Source organism: Streptomyces sp. NPDC055189, from assembly GCF_053606765.1.
Genome location: NZ_JBSGSG010000025.1, coordinates 44,535 through 62,887, shown reverse-complemented (window position 1 = coordinate 62,887; position 18,353 = coordinate 44,535). Strand labels below are relative to the sequence as shown.

Here is an 18,353-nt window from a genome sequence, read left to right as displayed (position 1 = left end):
TCCATGAGTTCCTCGAAGGTTCCTCGAAGGGCCGTTTGAGCCTTGTCGCTCAGGTGTCTTCGGGGAATCGGCCCTCGTCAACCTGGTCGAGGTCCGCCATGAATCGCTCCAGACGCCTTGCCGCATCGGCGAGATCGTGTTTGGCCGCGGCCGTAATGACCAGCAGCTTCCGGGTCAGCGCCATCCGTACGCCCTCCGGGACTTGCAGTGCACGCACCCTTGAGTGCGCTTCCTTCAGTTGGTCCGCAACAAGCCCGTAGAGCTCGAGTTGGCTGTTACGTTCCATGCACCGATTGTGCCATCTGGGGCGAGTTGTCGCCTCCGCAGGGGGTAACTACCCACATTCGGCGCCCTCCTGAGGGTACCCGCTCGCAGTGAGTACAAGGGGATTTCAAGCCTCTTCTGCCGTCGAAATCAAGGGAGTTGAGACCACCCGTTCAGGTCATCGGGTACCCCGAGGGGGCCGGACACAGATGTACCCCCAACCGTTCACGATTGGGGGTACACCAGGGTGCTGCGGGGGTGTTGCGGGGGTGTCAGACCTGCACCGTCCGGGGCTTGTACGAGCGGCGCTTCGACTCGTATTCGGCGATGTCCGGCTCGTTCTGGAGCGTGATGCTGATGTCGTCCAGGCCGTTCAGGAGACGCCAGCGGGCGTTCTCGTCGAGCTCGAAGTCGGCGGTGATGCCCTCGGCACGAACCTGGCGATCCTGCAGGTCAACGGTGATTTCGGCCTGCGGGTCGGCCTCCGAGAGCGCCCAGAGCGCGTCCACGATCTTCTGGTCGAGCACGACGGTCAGCAGGCCGTTCTTCAGCGAGTTGCCGCGGAAGATGTCGGCGAAGCGCGAGGAGATCACGGTCTTGAAGCCGTAGTTCTGCAGGGCCCAGACGGCGTGCTCGCGCGAGGAGCCCGTACCGAAGTCGGGGCCCGCGACCAGCACCGTGGCGCCCTGGCGCTCGGGTTTGTTCAGGACGAACTCGCCGTCCTTGCGCCAGGCCTCGAAGAGCCCGTCCTCAAATCCGTCCCTGGTGACCTTCTTCAGCCAGTGGGCGGGGATGATCTGGTCGGTGTCGACGTTGCTGCGGCGCAGCGGGACGGCCCGGCCGGTGTGCGTGGTGAATGCTTCCATGGCTCTCAGACTCCGGCGGTGACGGGGGCGTCAGGGGCATCGGTCAGGTCGGCGGGCGAGGCCAGGTGGCCCGTCACCGCGGTGGCGGCGGCGACCTGGGGCGACACCAGGTGAGTGCGGCCGCCCTTGCCCTGCCTGCCCTCGAAGTTGCGGTTGGACGTCGACGCGGAGCGCTCGCCGGGCGCCAGTTGGTCGGGGTTCATGCCCAGGCACATCGAGCAGCCCGCGTGCCGCCATTCGGCGCCCGCGGCGACGAAGACCTTGTCCAGGCCCTCCTCGATGGCCTGCAGGGCGACCCTGACCGAGCCGGGAACGATCAGCATGCGCACGCCGTCGGCGACCTTGCGGCCCTCGACGATGGAGGCTGCCGCACGCAGGTCCTCGATGCGGCCGTTGGTGCAGGAACCTACGAAGACGGTGTCGACCTTGATGTCGCGCAGCGCCTGGCCCGCGGTCAACCCCATGTATTCCAGGGCCTTTTCGGCGGCGAACCGCTCCGACGCGTCTTCGTACGAAGCAGGATCGGGGACCTTCTCCGAGAGCGGCGCGCCCTGGCCCGGGTTGGTGCCCCAGGTGACGAACGGCGCGAGCTTGGTGGCGTCGATGTAGACCTCGGCGTCGAAGACCGCGTCCTCGTCCGTCTTCAGGGTCTTCCAGTACTCGACCGCCGCGTCCCACTCCTCGCCCTTCGGGGCGTGGTCGCGGCCCTCGATGTAGTCGAAGGTGGTCGCGTCGGGGGCGATCATGCCCGCGCGGGCGCCGGCCTCGATCGACATGTTGCAAATGGTCATGCGGGCTTCCATCGAGAGTTTCTCGATGGCGGAGCCGCGGTACTCCAGGACGTAGCCCTGGCCGCCGCCGGTGCCGATCTTGGCGATGATGGCGAGGATCAGGTCCTTGGCCGTGACGGTGTCGGGCAGTTCGCCGTCGACGGTGATGGCCATGGTCTTCGGGGGCGCCATCGGCAGCGTCTGCGTGGCCAGGACGTGCTCGACCTGGGAGGTGCCGATGCCGAACGCCAGCGCACCGAAGGCGCCGTGCGTGGAGGTGTGCGAGTCGCCGCAGACCACGGTGGTGCCGGGCTGGGTCAGTCCCAGCTGGGGGCCCACCACGTGGACAACGCCCTGCTCGACGTCGCCGAGCGAGTGCAGCCGCACGCCGAACTCGGCACAGTTCTTGCGCAGCGTCTCCAACTGGGCGCGCGAGACCGGGTCCGCGATGGGCTTGTCGATGTCGAGGGTCGGGGTGTTGTGATCCTCGGTGGCGATGGTGAGGTCGAGACGCCGCACGGGCCGGCCGGCCTGCCTCAGGCCGTCGAAGGCCTGCGGGCTCGTCACCTCGTGCAGCAGGTGCAGATCGATGAAGAGGAGGTCGGGCTCGCCTTCGGCGCGCCGGACGACGTGGTCGTCCCAGACCTTCTCCGCGAGTGTCCTACCCATCGCTTTCCCTCCGACCGGCTGTGTTGGGCCGGCCCAACTAGAGAATGTTCGTCCACGCCCGTACCCCTCGTGCCGTACGTGGACCGCTTTCCGTTGGTCCGCGGATCGCATGTACAGGGTGACGTGTTCCATCGGAAATTGAACTTGCGTTTCACAGAGTGAGACGCGAGTATCGACGCATGGACAACTCTAGCGGCGTCGGCGTTCTCGACAAGGCGGCTCTCGTCTTGAGCGCCCTGGAGTCCGGTCCGGCCACCCTCGCGGGGCTGGTCGCGGCCACCGGACTCGCACGACCCACGGCACATCGCCTCGCCGTGGCACTGGAACACCACAGGATGGTGGCACGCGACATGCAGGGCCGTTTCATTCTCGGCCCGCGGCTCGCGGAACTCGCGGCGGCGGCCGGCGAGGACCGTCTGCTCGCCACGGCGGGCCCGGTCCTCACGCACCTGCGCGACGTCACGGGCGAGAGCGCGCAGCTCTATCGCCGCCAGGGCGACATGCGCATCTGCGTCGCCGCGGCCGAGCGCCTCTCGGGCCTGCGGGACACGGTCCCCGTCGGCTCGACGCTGACGATGAAAGCGGGCTCGTCCGCGCAGATCCTGATGGCCTGGGAGGAGCCGGAGCGCCTGCACCGCGGCCTCCAGGGCGCCCGCTTCACGGCCACGGCCCTCTCGGGCGTACGGCGCCGGGGCTGGGCCCAGTCGATCGGCGAGCGGGAGCCGGGCGTCGCGTCCGTCTCCGCCCCCGTACGCGGCCCATCGAACCGCGTGGTCGCCGCCGTCTCGGTCTCCGGACCGATCGAGCGCCTGACCCGCCACCCCGGCCGGATGCACGCCCAGGCCATCATCGACGCCGCAGGGCGGCTGTCCGAGGCCCTGCGCCGCACGGGCGGCTGACCCGCACCACACGCACCCAGCACACGGAACGCCCGATGGGCCGCCTCAACGCCGCGGCGGCCCATCGGGCGTTCTTCTCTTGTGCCCCTCAGGCTCTTGTGTCCCTCAAGCCGCCTTGAGCCGGTCTGCGGCCCTGTCCCCCCGCCGGCCGACCGGCACCACACCGATGGCCTTGCCGAGCCCGAACTCCGGCATGTTGATGTACACGGCCTCGTGCGCACCGGCCGGCACGTCATACGTCTCGTGCCAGAAGCCGACTTTCCCCTTGCCCTCCCGCAGCCGCCGGTTGAAGGCGGCCCAGGCGGGCCGGTGTTCCTTGCCCTGGTCGGACGCGTAGGCGAGCAGCTTCGGTGTCGACTCCCAGTACTGGACGACGTACAGCAGCCGCGGCCCGCCCATCAGCAGCTGATATCCCAGCATGCCGCTCCCCCGATCCTCCGACAGCTCCTTGAGCATCCTCGGCATCGCGCGGAAGACGGGCCACCAGCTGCGCACGGCGCGGAAGTTGTTGATGCGCATCCCGATGGTGAAGACGGTGATACCGCCCTGCGCATCGGCGGTCATGCGCCCTTCGATCGGCTTGGTGCTCATGATGATTCCCCCATCCAGAGAGCGTTGGATAGTGCCGCTATCCATGATTGGATAGTGCCACTCCCCAAGTAGATGCGCAAGAGGGCGGACGGCACAGGGCAGGACGGCAAGAGGAGAAGTGAGCCGATGAGACTGGCGGAGCTCAGCACGCAGAGCGGGGTCTCGACGGCCACGATCAAGTACTACCTGCGCGAGGGCCTGCTCCCGCCGGGTCACCGGGTGACGGCGACGCAGGCCGAGTACGACGAGACGCACCTGCGGCGGCTGCGCCTCGTCCGGGCGCTCATCCAGGTGGGCCGGGTACCGATCGCCTCGGCGCGGGAGGTTCTCACCGCCCTGGAGGACGACAACCTGGACCACAACTCCCGCCTGGGCACAGCCGTTTGGGCACTCCCCCACGGCCCCGAGTCCGCCGAGGAGGACGCGCACACCGCAGCCGCGCGGCGCACCGTCGACGCACTCCTCGACCAGCCCGAGTGGGAGCACGCCAGGGAGTACGGGGCCGACTCGCCGGCCTATCGGATGCTGGTGACCGCGGTCGGCACGCTGTCCCGGCTCGGATATCCGTGCGCCGTAGAGGACTTGGCGCCCTACGCACGCGCCGGTGGGCAACTGGCGGTCGCTGACCTCGACTTGATCGAGCGCTACGAATCGCCGGACGAACAGCTGCAGGCGGCGGTCGCGCTCACCGTGCTCTATGAACCGGTGCTGCTCGCGCTGCGCCGTATCGCGCAGGCGGAGGAGTCCCACCGTCGCTTCGGGCAGGGCGCCGGAGCCGAAGGGGAATGAACGAAGAAGGGCCCTCCCTTACGGGAAGGCCCTTCTCCATCTGTACCCCCGACCGGATTCGAACCGGCGCTACCGCCTTGAGAGGGCGGCGTGCTAGGCCGCTACACAACGGGGGCTAGCTTGTCCTGCTGTACTGCGCTGGGCTACCAGGACTCGAACCTAGAACAACGGAACCAGAAACCGTCGTGTTGCCAATTACACCATAGCCCACTGTGGTCTAGACCAGCTAGACCCTGCGTACCCCCGACCGGATTCGAACCGGCGCTACCGCCTTGAGAGGGCGGCGTGCTAGGCCGCTACACAACGGGGGCCCTAGCGATCCTGCATCGGTAGCAGTGGGTGCGACCCTGACTGCTTCCATGGGAAGGATCTGTACCCCCGACCGGATTCGAACCGGCGCTACCGCCTTGAGAGGGCGGCGTGCTAGGCCGCTACACAACGGGGGCGTTGCAGATAAGCTCTGCGAGCTGGCCTACCAGGACTCGAACCTAGACTAACGGAACCAGAAACCGTCGTGCTGCCAATTACACCATAGGCCATCGATACGCAACCCCTTCAAGGGGTTTTGCTTCGATTTACGTCTCCCTGTCCGGACCTTTCGGCCTTCTCGGGCGGCGCAGGAAGAACATTACCCGAAGGTGGACGGCGCTCCAAAACGGGTATCGCCGCGGAGCAGCGGGGGCAGCTCGGTGAGCCGCGAGATGCGGTGCACGCCCGACGGACCTTCCTGGACCGCGCTGTTGCGGTCGAGCCAGATCCCGAGAAGGCCCGCGTCCCGGGCGCCTCTCGCGTCGATCTCCGGCTGGTCCCCCACGTAGGCGACCTCCTCCGGCTTGAGGCCCATCGCCGTGCACACCGCGAGGAAGGCCTCCGCAGCGGGCTTGGAGACGCCGAGTTCGGCGGCGCACAGGACGGACTCGAAGCGGTCGCGCACGCCGAGGATGCGCAGCTTGCGGTCCTGGACGATCAGGGCGGAGTTGGACAGGACCGCGTGACGGTAATCACCGGCGAGGGTGTCCAGGACGGGAACGGTGTCGGGGAAGAGTTTCCAGGCGGATTCGTAGTGGACGAGGTACCGCTCGTACCAGGAGTCCGCGTCCTGGTCGGTCAGGATGTCGTCCAGGAACTCGCGTACGCGGTCGCGGCGCTGGTCCTGGAAGTCGATCCCGCCGGCGCTGAAGCGGGCCCAGTGGCGCTCGGTGACCTCTTTCCACAGGGCGAGGGCGCGCTCGGCGGTCTCGTACCGCTCGATGATGCCCTCGGCGGTGAGATGGGCGTGCATGCCGGTGGTGTCGGCACCCGCGTAATCGAAGATCGTGTCATCTACGTCCCAGACCACGGCTTTGATCGGCATGGTTCGAACGTACGCGAAGGGCCCGGATGCCGTGGTGGCTTCCGGGCCCTTCATGCTCTTCGTGCTCTTCGTGCTCTTCGTGCTCTTCGTGCTCTTCGTGCCTACGCGGCCAGCTTCGCCAGGGCCGCGTCGATGCGGGTCAGCGACTTCTCCTTGCCCAGGATCTCCAGGGACTCGAAGAGGGGCAGGCCGACCGTGCGGCCGGTGACCGCAACGCGGACCGGGGCCTGGGCCTTGCCGAGCTTCAGGCCGTGCTCCTCGCCGGCGGCCAGGACGGCCTCCTTGAGGGACTCGGGGGACGTCCAGTCGGCGGCGTCGAGCTTGGCGCGGGCCGTCGTCAGGAGCGCGGCCGGGTCGCCCTTGCCCATGGCCTTCGTCCAGGACGCCTCGTCCTCGACGGGCTCGTCCAGGAAGAGGAAGTCCACGTTCTCCGTGATCTCGGAGAGGACCTTGATGCGGGTCTGGGCGTGGGGGGCGATGGCCTCCCAGGCCGCCTGGTCGAACGCCTCGGGGGCCCAGTTGGCGTGCGGGGCCTTCAGCCACGGCTCACAGGCCGCCGCGAACGCCTTCACGTCCAGCATGCGGATGTGGTCGGCGTTGATCGCCTCGGCCTTCTTCAGGTCGAAGCGGGCCGGGTTGGCGTTCACGTCCGCGAGGTCGAACTTGGCGACCATCTCGGGGATCGTGAAGACGTCCTGGTCCGCGGAGAACGACCAGCCCAGGAGGGACAGGTAGTTGAGCAGGCCCTCGGGGAGGAAGCCGCGCTCGCGGTAGAGGTTCAGGGACGCCTGCGGGTCGCGCTTGGAGAGCTTCTTGTTGCCCTCGCCCATCACGTACGGGAGGTGGCCGAAGGCCGGGGTCTCCTTGGCGATGCCCAGGTCGGCAAGGGCGTTGTAGAGGGCGATCTGCCGCGGGGTCGAGGAGAGCAGGTCCTCGCCGCGCAGGACGTGGGTGATCTCCATCAGGGCGTCGTCGACCGGGTTCACCAGGGTGTAGAGCGGTGCTCCGTTGGCGCGGACGATGCCGTAGTCCGGGAGGTTCTCCGGCTGGACGGTGATCTCGCCGCGGACCAGGTCCGTGAAGGTGATCGCCTCGTCGGGCATGCGGAAGCGGACGATGGGCTTGCGGCCCTCCGTCTCGTACGCGGCGCGCTGCTCGGCGGTCAGGTCGCGGCAGTGGCCGTCGTAGCCGGACGCCTTGCCGGCGGCGCGGGCGGCCTCGCGGCGGGCGTCGAGCTCCTCCGTGGAGCAGTAGCAGTAGTACGCGCGGCCCGCGTCCAGGAGCTTCTGCGCGACATCCCGGTAGATGTCCATGCGCTGCGACTGGCGGTACGGCGCGTGCGGGCCGCCGACCTCGGGGCCCTCGTCCCAGTCGAAGCCCAGCCAGCGCATCGCCTCGAGCAGCTGCTCGTACGACTCCTCCGAGTCGCGAGCCGCGTCGGTGTCCTCGATGCGGAAGACCAGGGAGCCCTCGTTGTGCCGGGCGTAGGCCCAGTTGAAGAGAGCGGTGCGGACCAGGCCCACGTGGGGGTTGCCGGTCGGCGAGGGACAGAAACGTACGCGTACGGGAGTCGCGTTAGCCACGCTTGATCACCTTGTTGGTGAGAGTGCCGATGCCTTCGATGGTGACGGCGACCTCGTCGCCGACGTTGAGGGGGCCGACCCCTGCCGGGGTGCCCGTGAGGATGACGTCGCCCGGGAGCAGCGTCATGGCCTCGGAGATGTGCACGATCAGGTCCTCGATGGAGCGGACCATGTCGGTCGTGCGCCCCAGCTGGCGCTGTTCGCCGTTGACCGTGCACTGGATGGTGAGGTCCGAGGGGTCGAGGTCGGTCTCCACCCAGGGGCCGAGCGGGCAGGAGGAGTCGAAGCCCTTGGCCCTGGCCCACTGCTTCTCGCGCTGCTGCACGTCACGCGCGGTGACGTCGTTCGCGCAGGTGTAGCCGAGGATGACGTCACGGGCGCGCTCGCGCGGGACCTCGCGGCACATGCGGCCGATGACCACGGCGAGCTCGGCCTCGTAGTGCACCTCCTGCGAGAAGGAGGGGTACGCGATGGAGTCGCCGGGGCCGATGACCGAGGTGGACGGCTTGAAGAAGGCGACCGGGATCTCGGGGACCTCGTTGCCGAGCTCCTTCGCGTGCTCCGCGTAGTTGCGGCCGATGCCCACGACCTTGTTGGGGAGCACCGGGGGCAGCAGCCTGACCTTGCTCAGCGGGACCTTCGTGCCGGAGAGCTCGAAGTCCGCGAACGGGATGCCCTTGATGATGTCGAGGACGAGCCCGTCGGTCGTTCCGGGGGGACTTTCGCCCTCGACCGCGCCGAAGGCGACGTTGCCGTCGATGGAGAACCTGGCGATGCGCAAGAGCGGTGCCCTTTGCTGGAGGGGAGAGAGTTTGACACCCCAGGCTAACGCGGTGGCCTGCGGCCCGCGTGCGACCGGATCCCACGTGACCCCGAGCCGCCGCCCCGTCTGTCGCCGCTGCGCGAGCTCGTCCTCAAACCCCGGACGGGCTGGACTACACCCCGGCCGGGCTGGACTGCTCCGGCGCGTCCATCAGGATCGTGCGCTTCGGGTTGGCCGTCACCGTCGGCAGTTCCAGGGCGTGGTCCGGCTGCTCGGCGGCCGGGGCGACCTCCTGCGCGTCCGTGAGGTGGGCGAGGGTGGTGCGGCGGGGGTTGGCTATGTTGCGGAACATCGCCGACTTCACAGTCTTCATCTGGTGTTCGGATCCTGTCGGTTGAGGCGTCCCGTACGGGCGCGGGTTGTCGGATTCGCCATCCCTGTAAAGCGTCAGGCTAAACATCCAATTCCCGGCCAAAGCTTTGGGGAGGCCTTGATCTTGATGTGAGTTTGCTCACGAGCGAGCGGGCAAATAGGTCAATTCAGGCCCGTGAAGGCCTTGTTGGAATCGGACATTGCGCCACTGAAGCCACCATTCCGCTCCCGATCATGAAGACTGGGACACCACTCGACTGTAGGTTTCCCGGGCTTAATGGACCGATTTGCCCAGATAACTTTCTACGTCTCGTGACGCGCCACTCACGCCGTGTCACGGAGGTCTCGACGCGACACACGGGCCTTGTTGGAGATCCTGCACTGTGCTGGAATTCCCGGGACCGCCGCGGGATCGAACCGGCGCGCAGGGGCGCAACGCAGCGCCGAGTGGCGGCGGGAAAGGGGAGCAGCGCCGGTCACTCACGACCACCATGGGGCGTTCTGCGCCCCACGACGCCGACACCGTCCCGCCGTTTGTGCGGAGGGACGCCTGGTCCAGAGGTTGCGACGCTAGTGCAGGGACGTTTCAAGAGGGATGGCAGCAGCGCTGCGGCGGAGCCGGAGCGCGGCGGGACCGACCGCGGCTCCTCGGCCCAGCACGCCCAGAACCCCGGGCAGGCCCCCGGCGACGGCGGCCCGAGCGCCGTGCGCGGTCCGGGCGGCACGAGCCTGCCCACGGCCGGCGCGCCGACGGGCGGCACCACGGGCACCGCGAAATCGCCCACAGGCCCCGGCTCCCGAATAGCCCTGCGCAACTGGCGCATCTCGACCCGACTTGTCTCGCTGCTCGCGCTCCCCGTGATCACCGCGACCTCGCTCGGCGCTCTTCGTATCAATGAGTCGATGGACGAGATCCAGCAGCTCAACAACATGAAGATGCTGACCGACATGACCAAGCGGGCCACCGAGCTGGCCTCCGCGCTCCAGGAGGAGCGCGACCGCTCGGCAGGTCCCCTCGCGCACGACGCGAAGGCGTCGGACTACGTGGTCAAGGGCTCCAGGGAGAAGACCAACCGCGCGTACAACCGTTTCCTCCAGGAGACGCAGGAGCTCGACAACACCGAGAGCGACAAGGGTCTCCTCGGCGTCCGGGCGAACACGGTCGAGATCACCCAGCAGCTCCAGAAGATCAGCGACGTACGCCAGAACGCGTACAGCGACAAGAAGTCGACGTCGCAGACGATCGACGCCTACAGCCAGCTCATCGAGCAGCTGCTCTCCCTGTCCTCGGACATGGCGCAGGCGACCAGCAACCCGGACATGATCCAGCGCACCCGCGCCCTGACGGCCTTCTCCTCCGCCAAGGAGTACGCCTCGGTGCAGCGCGCCGTGATCGCCGCCGCGCTTCCCGCGGGCGACAGCACGTTCGGCACCATCTCCGAGACCGACCGGCGCTACGGCTTCGCCGCGCTCGACAAGGAGAACTCCGAGCTCGATGCCTTCAAGGGCATCTACGCCGGCAACCCCGACGAGCTGACCAAGCCCATCGACGGCGGCAACTCGTCCATCGAGGGCGCCGACTCCTACGCGAAGCGTGTGCTGAGCCAAGAGGGCGGCATCAAGCTCCAGGACAAGCGCTCGTACAAGGACTGGGTGGACGCCGACACCACCAAGATCGACGCGATGTCCAAGATCGAGCTCACGCTCCTCAACGAGATGGAGCAGAAGGCCCGCGAGCTGCGCAACGAGTCCGAGCAGGCCGCCATCCTCAACGGTGCGCTGATCCTGCTCGTCCTCGGTGTCTCGCTCGTCGGCGCCTTCGTCGTGGCCCGGTCCATGATCCGCTCGCTGCGGCGCCTCCAGGACACCGCGACCAAGGTCGCCCAGGACCGGCTGCCCGAGCTCGTCAAGCAGCTCTCCGAGGCCGACCCGCAGGACGTCGACACCTCCGTCGAGTCCGTCGGTGTGCACTCCAGGGACGAGATCGGCCAGGTGGCCGCGGCCTTCGACGACGTGCACCGCGAGGCCGTCCGTCTCGCCGCCGAGCAGGCGCTCCTGCGAGGCAACGTCAACGCGATGTTCACCAACCTCTCGCGCCGTTCGCAGGGCCTCATCCAGCGCCAGCTCTCGCTCATCTCCGAGCTGGAGTCGCGCGAGGCCGACCCGGACCAGCTCTCCTCGCTCTTCAAGCTCGACCACCTCGCGACCCGCATGCGCCGTAACGGCGAGAACCTCCTCGTGCTCGCCGGTGAAGAGCCCGGCCGTCGCTGGACCCGGCCCGTCCCGCTCGTCGACGTGCTGCGTGCCGCCGCGTCCGAGGTGGAGCAGTACGAGCGCATCGAGCTCTCCGCGGTCCCGACGACCGAGGTCGCCGGACGCGTGGTCAACGACCTCGTGCACCTGCTCGCAGAGCTCCTGGAGAACGCGACGTCGTTCTCCTCGCCGCAGACCAAGGTCAAGGTCACCGGTCACGCGCTGCCCGACGGACGTGTGCTCATCGAGATCCACGACACGGGCATCGGCCTCTCCCCCGAGGACCTCGCCGCGATCAACGAACGGCTCGCGTCGCCGCCCACCGTGGACGTCTCGGTCTCGCGCCGCATGGGTCTGTTCGTGGTCGGCCGTCTGTCGCAGCGCCACGGCATCCGCATCCAGCTCCGTCCGTCGGACTCCGGCGGTACGACCGCGCTGGTCATGCTGCCCATCGATGTCGCGCAGGGCGGCAAGAAGGCGCCGAACAAGCCCGGTACGCCCGGCCCCGGCCAGAGCGGCGGCCCCGTCGCCGCGCAGGCCTCCGCGGGTGCGGCCGCCGCGCGCCGCGGTGTCGGTGCGGGCAGCGGTGCGCCCGGCTCGGCTCCCGCGGGTTCCGCGGGACGGCTCGGTGCGGGTCCGCCCCGTGGTCAGGTCACGGGATCGGGGCCGCGCGCCGCGCTGCCTTCGCGTGACGCGGGGCCGCGGACCGGTTCGCCGTCCGCGCCGGCCGGTCCTCCCGGGCTCTCGGGTCCTTCGGGTCAGCAGCCTCCCCGGCAGGGGCCGCCCGCGCAGGGTGCCGGTGCCGCGGGCAGCTCCGGTGGCAGCCTCTTCGGGGGTGCTCCGAGCGCGGGACGCGGCCAGGGTTCCGCGCCGCAGCCTCCCGTGCCCCAGCAGCGTACGAATCCGGTGAACCCGGCCTCCGGGCCCGCGAACCCCGCTGCGAACCCCTCAGCGAACAACGCCGGGGATCAGGGTCGCCGGCCGCAGCTGCCGCCGCGCGGTGGTCCGCGTGCCGAGCTTCCCGGCGGCAACCCGCAGCCCCGCGTGCCCAGCTGGAGCGACGAGAACGCCCAGCCGCAGGTCTCGCGCGAGCCGTTCGACACCCCGCGCGGTCACGAGGAGCCTGAGTCCACCGGACAGTTCCCGCACGCCTCGGCCGGCAACAGCATGCAGGGCCCCGGCTCGACCGCCGAGTTCGCGCGGCCGGACTTCAACGGTCCGCCGCCCGGCACGGGCTCGCCGCAGAACGCGGGCCAGGGCGGTCAGGGTCAGGGCGGCCAGCAGGGCACCGGGCAGTTCGTACGCCCGGACGTCTTCGGCGGCCAGAGCGGACAGGGCGGTCAGGGCGGTCAGGGCAGCCAGGGTGGTCAGCTCGGCCAGGACACCTCCTCCGGCACGGGTCAGTTCCAGCGTCCCGGCACCAGCGCCCCCGGCTACGACAACGAGGCGCCCCGGCGCGGCCAGGGCCCCGGTCAGGGCCAGAGCCAGGGCGGCCAGCTCGGCATCCCGCCGGTGCCGCCGCAGTCCTCGCAGCCGCAGCAGCCCTCGCCGTCGGAGGGCCTGCCGCCCGCCGGTCCCGGCGACGGCCGCACCCCGCTGTTCGACACGCTGGAGACCAACTGGTTCCAGCAGCAACAGCAGGGATACCAGGCCCCGCAGGGCGGCGACCGCTCCCCCGAGCAGCAGCAGCCCCAGCAGCCGCAGCGCCCGCAGCAGTCGGCACCCCTCCCGCCGCGGCCCCGGGCCCAGCAGCCGCAGAACCCGGCCGCACCCCAGCGTCCGGCGCAGGCGCCCGCTCCCGCGTCCAACGGAACGGGCGGCGGCAACAACATCAACGGCGTCACGAACGGCAGCGCCGCATCCTGGCGCACCTCGCCCAACGACGAGCTCGGCCGCCAGGCCGAGCGCGTCCGGCAGCCGTCCGCCGGTGGCGTCACCACATCCGGCCTGCCGCGCCGCGTCCCGCGAGCCAACCTCGTCGCGGGCACCGCACAGCAGCAGCAGGACAGCACAGGTCCGCAGGTCTCGCGTGCGCCCGAAGAGGTACGCGGCCGGCTGACGAATCTCCGTCGGGGCATCCAGCAGGGTCGCCAGGCCGGTACCGGCCAGACCGGCAGCTTCCCCACTCACCAGCAGGAGCGTTAGTTGAGTCCGAGCCAGGCGGCACAGAATCTGAACTGGTTGATCACGAACTTCGTGGACAACACCCCCGGGGTGTCCCACACGGTCGTGGTCTCCGCCGACGGCCTCCTTCTGGCGATGTCCGAGGGCTTCCCGCGTGACCGTGCCGACCAGTTGGCCGCGGTGGCGTCGGGTCTGACCTCTCTCACCGCCGGAGCCTCCCGGATCTTCGAGGGCGGGGCCGTCACCCAGACCGTGGTGGAGATGGAGCGGGGGTTCCTCTTCCTCATGTCGGTCTCCGACGGTTCCTCCCTGGCCGTGCTCGCGCACCCCGAGTGCGACATCGGCCTCGTCGGATACGAGATGGCGCTGCTCGTCGACCGCGCGGGCGCCGTCCTCACCCCGGACCTCCGCGCCGAACTGCAGGGCAGCCTGTTGCACTGACTTTTCTCATCGGCCGCCCCACCGACCGAACGTACTGACCACCGTCCGGCCACCCTGGTGCCCCCCACCGGCTCTATCAGACGGCACGCAGACCACCTGCTGTCCCGCCCGGAGGATCCATGACCCCGCCCAACGCCTCTCACGACCCGTACGGTGCTCACGCGTCGTACGGCATTGAAGGCGACCAGCCGCTGGTGCGTCCTTATGCGATGACCGGCGGCCGGACCAGGCCCCGCTACCAGCTCGCGATAGAGGCGCTGGTGAGCACGACGGCCGACCCGGCGCAGCTGATGGGGCTGCTCCCCGAGCACCAGCGCATCTGCCACCTGTGCCGCGAGGTCAAGTCGGTGGCCGAGGTGTCGGCGCTGCTCTCCATGCCGCTCGGCGTGGCCCGGATCCTCGTGGCCGACCTGGCCGAGGCCGGGCTCGTCGCCATTCACCAGCCCGGCGGCGACGAGAACGCCGGCGGTCAGCCTGACGTGACACTGCTCGAAAGGGTGCTCAGTGGACTTCGCAAGCTCTAGCAGCGGAGCGCCGGCTCGCTCCACCACTTCCGCGAAGATCGTGGTGGCGGGCGGCTTCGGCGTGGGCAAGACCACGTTCGTGGGCGCGGTTTCCGAGATCAACCCGCTGCGCACCGAGGCCGTCATGACGTCCGCGTCCGCGGGCATCGACGACCTCACCCACACCGGGGACAAGACGACGACGACCGTCGCCATGGACTTCGGCCGCATCACCCTGGACCAGGACCTGATCCTGTACCTCTTCGGTACGCCCGGTCAGGACCGCTTCTGGTTCATGTGGGACGACCTCGTGCGCGGCGCGATCGGCGCCGTCGTGCTGGTCGACACCCGCCGTCTCGCCGACTGCTTTCCGGCCGTCGACTACTTCGAGAACAGCGGCCTGCCCTTCGTCATCGCGCTCAACGGCTTCGACGGCCACCAGCCGTACACCCCCGATGAAGTGCGCGAAGCTCTCCAGATCGGCCCCAACACGCCGATCATCACCACGGACGCGCGACACCGTGCGGACGCAAAGAGCGGCCTGATCACGCTGGTCGAGCACGCACTTATGGCACGACTCAAGTAGACGAGGGAGTACGGCAGTTGCCGTAGATTCAACAGAGCGGCCTGTGTCTTTTGACACGGATGACCGCTCTGTTCATAACGTTTCGACAGAGAATTCGCCGGGCGCCGCCACGCGTCGCGGTCATTCGGTGTCGCTGCGCGCACAAGAGCCCCGCCTTTTGGCGGGGCTCGCTCTTTTTGACCGTTTTATCTGAGGCTTACACCACTCGGAACAAGCGCTTCTCACTGTTTGGTGGAGGACCCCCTGACGTGCTGGAATGCGCTGAACTGCCCAGTAGCACGGGCCTTGGAGACGACAGCGGGACCGGTGTAGGTCCCGCCGCCGAGAGGTTGTTGGTCGAGTGAGGCGAAGCAAGACGAGCCCCGCACCGCCGCAGACGCGGGACACGCGGGGCAACTTCACCCCGCCGCCGCGCACAGCGGCGTCCCCCGCCGATGTGCAGGGCATGGAAACCCCGGCTCCCTCCGGCGGCAGAATGTCCCCGCGCAACTGGCGCGTGCCGACCCGCCTGAACGCGATCCTCCTCATACCCGTGCTCGTCGGCCTCGTCATGGGCGGCTTCCAGGTAAAGGGGTCGATCGACACCTGGAGCGAAGCCCAGGACGCCGAGAACACGGCCCGCCTCGTGCAGGCGTCGCTGAACTACGGCAACCGCCTCATCGAGGAGCGCGACCTCTCCGCCGCTCCGCTCCTTCGCGGCAAGAAGAACGACCCGGTCGTCGTGAAGGCCCGCAAGGCCACCGACGAGGCGAAGACCGAGTTCGACGCCGCCGCGGAGAACATGCCGCAGAAGGAAGGCCTCAAGCGCCGCCTCGACGGATTCCACAAGGTGGAGCCCGGTCTGCAGTCCCTGCGTGCGGCCGCGTACACCTCCAAGCTCTCGGGCGCGCAGACCGAAGAGGGCTACGTCGCCATCCAGCACCCCCTGATGGAGTTCGCCAACGAGCTCGGTCTGGGCACCGGAAACATCACCAGCTACGGGCGTACGGTCTACGCGATCTCGCTGACCAAGGCCGCGCTCTCCCTGCAGCGCTCCATCGGTACGCACATTCTCGTCAAGCCCGGCCCCACCGCTCCCAGCCTCGCCAAGCAGCGCGTGGCGCTCTCCTCGTACGCCTACCTCGAGGGCATCGCCATCGAGGAGTACACGGGCGGTGGCACCCCCGCGGACGTCGCCAAGCTCGAGGCCGCGAAGAAGAAGCTGAAGGCCGACGGCGAGAAGCAGGCCAAGCAGGCCGCGGCCGCCGCGAAGGCCAAGGGCGAGACGTTCGTCCCGCCGCCGTCGTCCGAGGCGATGGTCGCCGCCATGGCGCAGCTGCAGACCACGCAGCCCAGCGCCCGGGTCGCCCTCGCGGGCAAGGGCATCACCCCCGAGGCCTGGTGGGCCACCACATCCGCCAAGTTCGACGCGTACCGCACCATCGAGTCGGACCTCGCCGACAAGGCGGTGACCGAGGCGTCGGACATCGCCGCCGACGCCCAGCGCAACGCGTACATCACCGGCGCCATCGTCGTGATCGCGCTGCTCGCCGCCTTCATCCTGGCCGGGATGATGGCCCGCCAGATGTCCAAGGCGATGCGTCAGCTGCGCACCGCCGCCTTCGGCATCGCCGAGCAGCGTCTGCCGATGCTGGTCGACCAGCTCTCGCGCACCGACCCCGGCCGCGTCGACACCCGCGTACAGCCCATCCCGATCTCCTCCACGGACGAGATCGGCGAGGTCGCCCGCGCCTTCGACCAGGTGCACCGCGAGGCCGTCCGGCTCGCCGCCGAGCAGGCCCTGCTCCGTGGCAACATCAACGCGATCTTCACCAACCTCTCGCGCCGCAACCAGTCCCTGATCGAGGGCCAGCTGACCCTCATCACCGACCTGGAGAACAACGAGGCCGACCCGGACCAGCTGGAGAGCCTCTTCCGCCTGGACCACCTGGCGACCCGTATGCGACGCAACGGCGAGAACCTCCTGGTCCTCTCCGGCGAGGAGCCCGGCCGCCGCTGGGACCAGCCGGTCCCGCTGGTCGACGTGCTGCGCGCCGCCTCCTCCGAGGTGGAGCAGTACGAGCGCATCGAGCTGTCCGGTGTCCCGGAGGCCGAGATCCACGGCCTCGCCGTGACCGACCTCGTGCATCTGCTCGCCGAGCTCCTGGAGAACGCCACCACGTTCTCCTCGCCGCAGACCAAGGTCCGCGTCACCGCGACCCGTCTTCCCGACGGCCGCATCATGGTCGAGATCCACGACAAGGGCATCGGCCTCACCGCCGAGGACTTCGCGGACATCAACCACAAACTGGCCAACCCGCCGACGGTGGACGCCGCGATCTCGCAGCGCATGGGCCTGTTCGTGGTCGGCCGCCTCTCCGACCGGCACGGCATCCGCGTCCAGCTGCGCCCCTCGGGCGAGCAGGCCGGTACGACCTCGCTCGTCATGCTGCCCGACGGCATCACGCACGGTGGCGGCGGCGAGAACCACCTGCCGGAGTCCGAGTTCACGGTCTCCTCGATCATGCCGGAGCAGCACCAGGCCCCCGAGCCGCCGGCCTTCCACCACGAGCCGATGCGTACGGCGGCCGAGCTCGGCTTCGACGACAGCCGCTACAACGGCGATGCCGCCGACTCCCCGGATCTCGACCCGGTGGGCCGCTCGCTGATGCGCGAGGAGCGGCGCGCCGCTCTGGAGGCGCAGGCGCAGTCCCCCGACGGCCGCCCGCTCTTCCGCGACGACATGGACGCGCAGCCCGGCTTCGACCAGCAGGGCGGCTACGACCCCTCGTACGACCAGCAGACCCCGGCGTACGACGAGTACAACCAGGGCCAGGCCGTGCAGCCGGCGTACGACGAGCCGTACTACCCGGCGCGGGACGGTTACCAGGACGCCCCCTATGCGGAAGCGGGTCACGACGACCGCGCCGCCGGCGCGGGTGCCGTCTCCGAGCCGTTCACGGCCTACCCGGACCGCTCTCACCAGGACGACTGGCCCTCACGCGGCGGATTCGACGACAACTCGGGTGCGTATCAGGCCGAGTACTCTCCGGAACCGGAATCTGGTCCGGCGGCTCCCGCGAACGGTGCCGAGCGCGTAGGCTTCGAGCGTCCCGGGCCGGCTCCCTCCGCGGTCCACGACACCACCGCCGCGGGTCTTCCGCGCCGCGGCGGCTCCGGTGCGAACAGCAACGGCAGCGCCCCGGCCCCGACCGGCGACGCGTTCGGCAACACCGACGACAACAGCTGGCGTACGTCCAACGACGACCGCTGGCAGCGCGCCGAATCGCTGAAGGAGCCCAAGGCGGGTGGCGTCACCCCGTCCGGTCTCCCGAAGCGGGTGCCCAAGGCCAATCTGGTCGAGGGCACGGCGGAACAGACCCCACAGGGCGGCCCTCAGGTCTCCCGCGACCCCGAGGACGTGCGGGGTCGGCTGAGCAACCTGCGCCGCGGCGTCCAGCGGGGACGCAGCGCAGGCAGTGACACCACGAATGGCCAGGGCTTCGGTCCTGACAGCACCTACAACCAGGAGCGTTAGTGTGAGCCC

The 18,353-nt window shown here is 69.3% G+C and carries 15 protein-coding genes and 5 tRNA genes; 7 read left to right on the top strand and 13 right to left on the bottom strand.

Annotated elements, in window-relative coordinates:
* Positions 1-49: 49 nt before the first annotated feature.
* From ACWFR3_RS19955 to leuC, 3 genes are all read right to left on the bottom strand, one after another.
* Positions 50-286 carry an SCO5555 family protein gene (locus ACWFR3_RS19955; RefSeq protein ID WP_453735918.1) on the bottom strand — a complete coding sequence of 79 codons (237 nt, stop codon included), beginning with the start codon at positions 284-286 and terminating at the stop codon, positions 50-52.
* 250 nt (positions 287-536) lie between these two features.
* Positions 537-1,130 (bottom strand): 3-isopropylmalate dehydratase small subunit, encoded by a 594-nt coding sequence (gene leuD, locus ACWFR3_RS19950; protein ID WP_453735917.1) that lies wholly within the window; start codon positions 1,128-1,130, stop codon positions 537-539.
* Between the two features lie 5 nt (positions 1,131-1,135).
* Positions 1,136-2,569, bottom strand: a complete 1,434-nt coding sequence (gene leuC / locus ACWFR3_RS19945) for a 3-isopropylmalate dehydratase large subunit (RefSeq protein ID WP_453735916.1) — start codon at positions 2,567-2,569, stop codon at positions 1,136-1,138.
* 179 nt (positions 2,570-2,748) lie between these two features.
* Between leuC and ndgR the strand changes: the two genes are divergently transcribed.
* Complete coding sequence (gene ndgR / locus ACWFR3_RS19940) at positions 2,749-3,468, top strand: IclR family transcriptional regulator NdgR (protein WP_190084720.1); 720 nt, start codon at positions 2,749-2,751, stop codon at positions 3,466-3,468.
* 105 nt (positions 3,469-3,573) lie between these two features.
* Here ndgR and ACWFR3_RS19935 read toward each other — a convergent pair whose 3' ends face one another.
* Complete coding sequence (locus tag ACWFR3_RS19935; protein WP_453735915.1) at positions 3,574-4,059, bottom strand: DUF4188 domain-containing protein; 486 nt, start codon at positions 4,057-4,059, stop codon at positions 3,574-3,576.
* 126 nt (positions 4,060-4,185) lie between these two features.
* On the opposite strand from ACWFR3_RS19935, the gene ACWFR3_RS19930 reads away from it, so the two are divergent.
* Complete coding sequence (locus ACWFR3_RS19930) at positions 4,186-4,848, top strand: MerR family transcriptional regulator (RefSeq protein ID WP_453735914.1); 663 nt, start codon at positions 4,186-4,188, stop codon at positions 4,846-4,848.
* A 43-nt stretch (positions 4,849-4,891) separates the two neighbouring features.
* On the opposite strand, the gene ACWFR3_RS19925 is transcribed toward ACWFR3_RS19930, so the two are convergent.
* The 9 genes from ACWFR3_RS19925 to ACWFR3_RS19885 all read right to left on the bottom strand — a co-directional run bounded on the left by ACWFR3_RS19925 (position 4,892) and on the right by ACWFR3_RS19885 (position 8,921).
* A tRNA-Glu gene (locus tag ACWFR3_RS19925) sits at positions 4,892-4,964 on the bottom strand.
* A 22-nt stretch (positions 4,965-4,986) separates the two neighbouring features.
* Positions 4,987-5,058 (bottom strand) — tRNA-Gln (locus ACWFR3_RS19920).
* A 28-nt stretch (positions 5,059-5,086) separates the two neighbouring features.
* A tRNA-Glu gene (locus tag ACWFR3_RS19915) sits at positions 5,087-5,159 on the bottom strand.
* 62 nt (positions 5,160-5,221) lie between these two features.
* Positions 5,222-5,294: transfer RNA gene (locus tag ACWFR3_RS19910), tRNA-Glu, on the bottom strand.
* 21 nt (positions 5,295-5,315) lie between these two features.
* Positions 5,316-5,387: transfer RNA gene (locus tag ACWFR3_RS19905), tRNA-Gln, on the bottom strand.
* Positions 5,388-5,476: 89 nt separating this feature from the next.
* Positions 5,477-6,202 carry an HAD family hydrolase gene (locus tag ACWFR3_RS19900; RefSeq protein ID WP_453735913.1) on the bottom strand — a complete coding sequence of 242 codons (726 nt, stop codon included), beginning with the start codon at positions 6,200-6,202 and terminating at the stop codon, positions 5,477-5,479.
* Between the two features lie 101 nt (positions 6,203-6,303).
* Positions 6,304-7,785 carry a glutamate--tRNA ligase gene (gene gltX, locus ACWFR3_RS19895; RefSeq protein ID WP_453735912.1) on the bottom strand — a complete coding sequence of 494 codons (1,482 nt, stop codon included), beginning with the start codon at positions 7,783-7,785 and terminating at the stop codon, positions 6,304-6,306.
* Complete coding sequence (locus ACWFR3_RS19890; RefSeq protein WP_453735911.1) at positions 7,778-8,566, bottom strand: fumarylacetoacetate hydrolase family protein; 789 nt, start codon at positions 8,564-8,566, stop codon at positions 7,778-7,780. The genes gltX and ACWFR3_RS19890 overlap by 8 nt, the downstream gene beginning before the upstream one ends.
* Positions 8,567-8,720: 154 nt before the next feature.
* Positions 8,721-8,921, bottom strand: a complete 201-nt coding sequence (locus tag ACWFR3_RS19885; protein ID WP_453735910.1) for a hypothetical protein — start codon at positions 8,919-8,921, stop codon at positions 8,721-8,723.
* Positions 8,922-9,493: 572 nt separating this feature from the next.
* On the opposite strand from ACWFR3_RS19885, the gene ACWFR3_RS19880 reads away from it, so the two are divergent.
* From ACWFR3_RS19880 to ACWFR3_RS19860, 5 genes are all read left to right on the top strand, one after another.
* A complete protein-coding gene (locus tag ACWFR3_RS19880; RefSeq protein ID WP_453735909.1) occupies positions 9,494-13,318 on the top strand; it encodes a nitrate- and nitrite sensing domain-containing protein in 3,825 nt (1,274 codons plus the stop codon).
* On the top strand, positions 13,319-13,738 hold the full coding sequence (locus tag ACWFR3_RS19875; RefSeq protein ID WP_098244998.1) for a roadblock/LC7 domain-containing protein: 420 nt from the start codon (positions 13,319-13,321) through the stop codon (positions 13,736-13,738).
* Between the two features lie 119 nt (positions 13,739-13,857).
* Positions 13,858-14,262, top strand: a complete 405-nt coding sequence (locus tag ACWFR3_RS19870) for a DUF742 domain-containing protein (RefSeq protein WP_453735908.1) — start codon at positions 13,858-13,860, stop codon at positions 14,260-14,262.
* Complete coding sequence (locus tag ACWFR3_RS19865) at positions 14,243-14,827, top strand: GTP-binding protein (RefSeq protein WP_190084711.1); 585 nt, start codon at positions 14,243-14,245, stop codon at positions 14,825-14,827. The genes ACWFR3_RS19870 and ACWFR3_RS19865 overlap by 20 nt, the downstream gene beginning before the upstream one ends.
* Before the next feature lie 340 nt (positions 14,828-15,167).
* Positions 15,168-18,344: a nitrate- and nitrite sensing domain-containing protein gene (locus tag ACWFR3_RS19860; RefSeq protein ID WP_453735907.1), complete on the top strand. Its 3,177-nt coding sequence runs from the start codon at positions 15,168-15,170 to the stop codon at positions 18,342-18,344.
* The last annotated feature ends 9 nt before the right edge of the window (positions 18,345-18,353 follow it).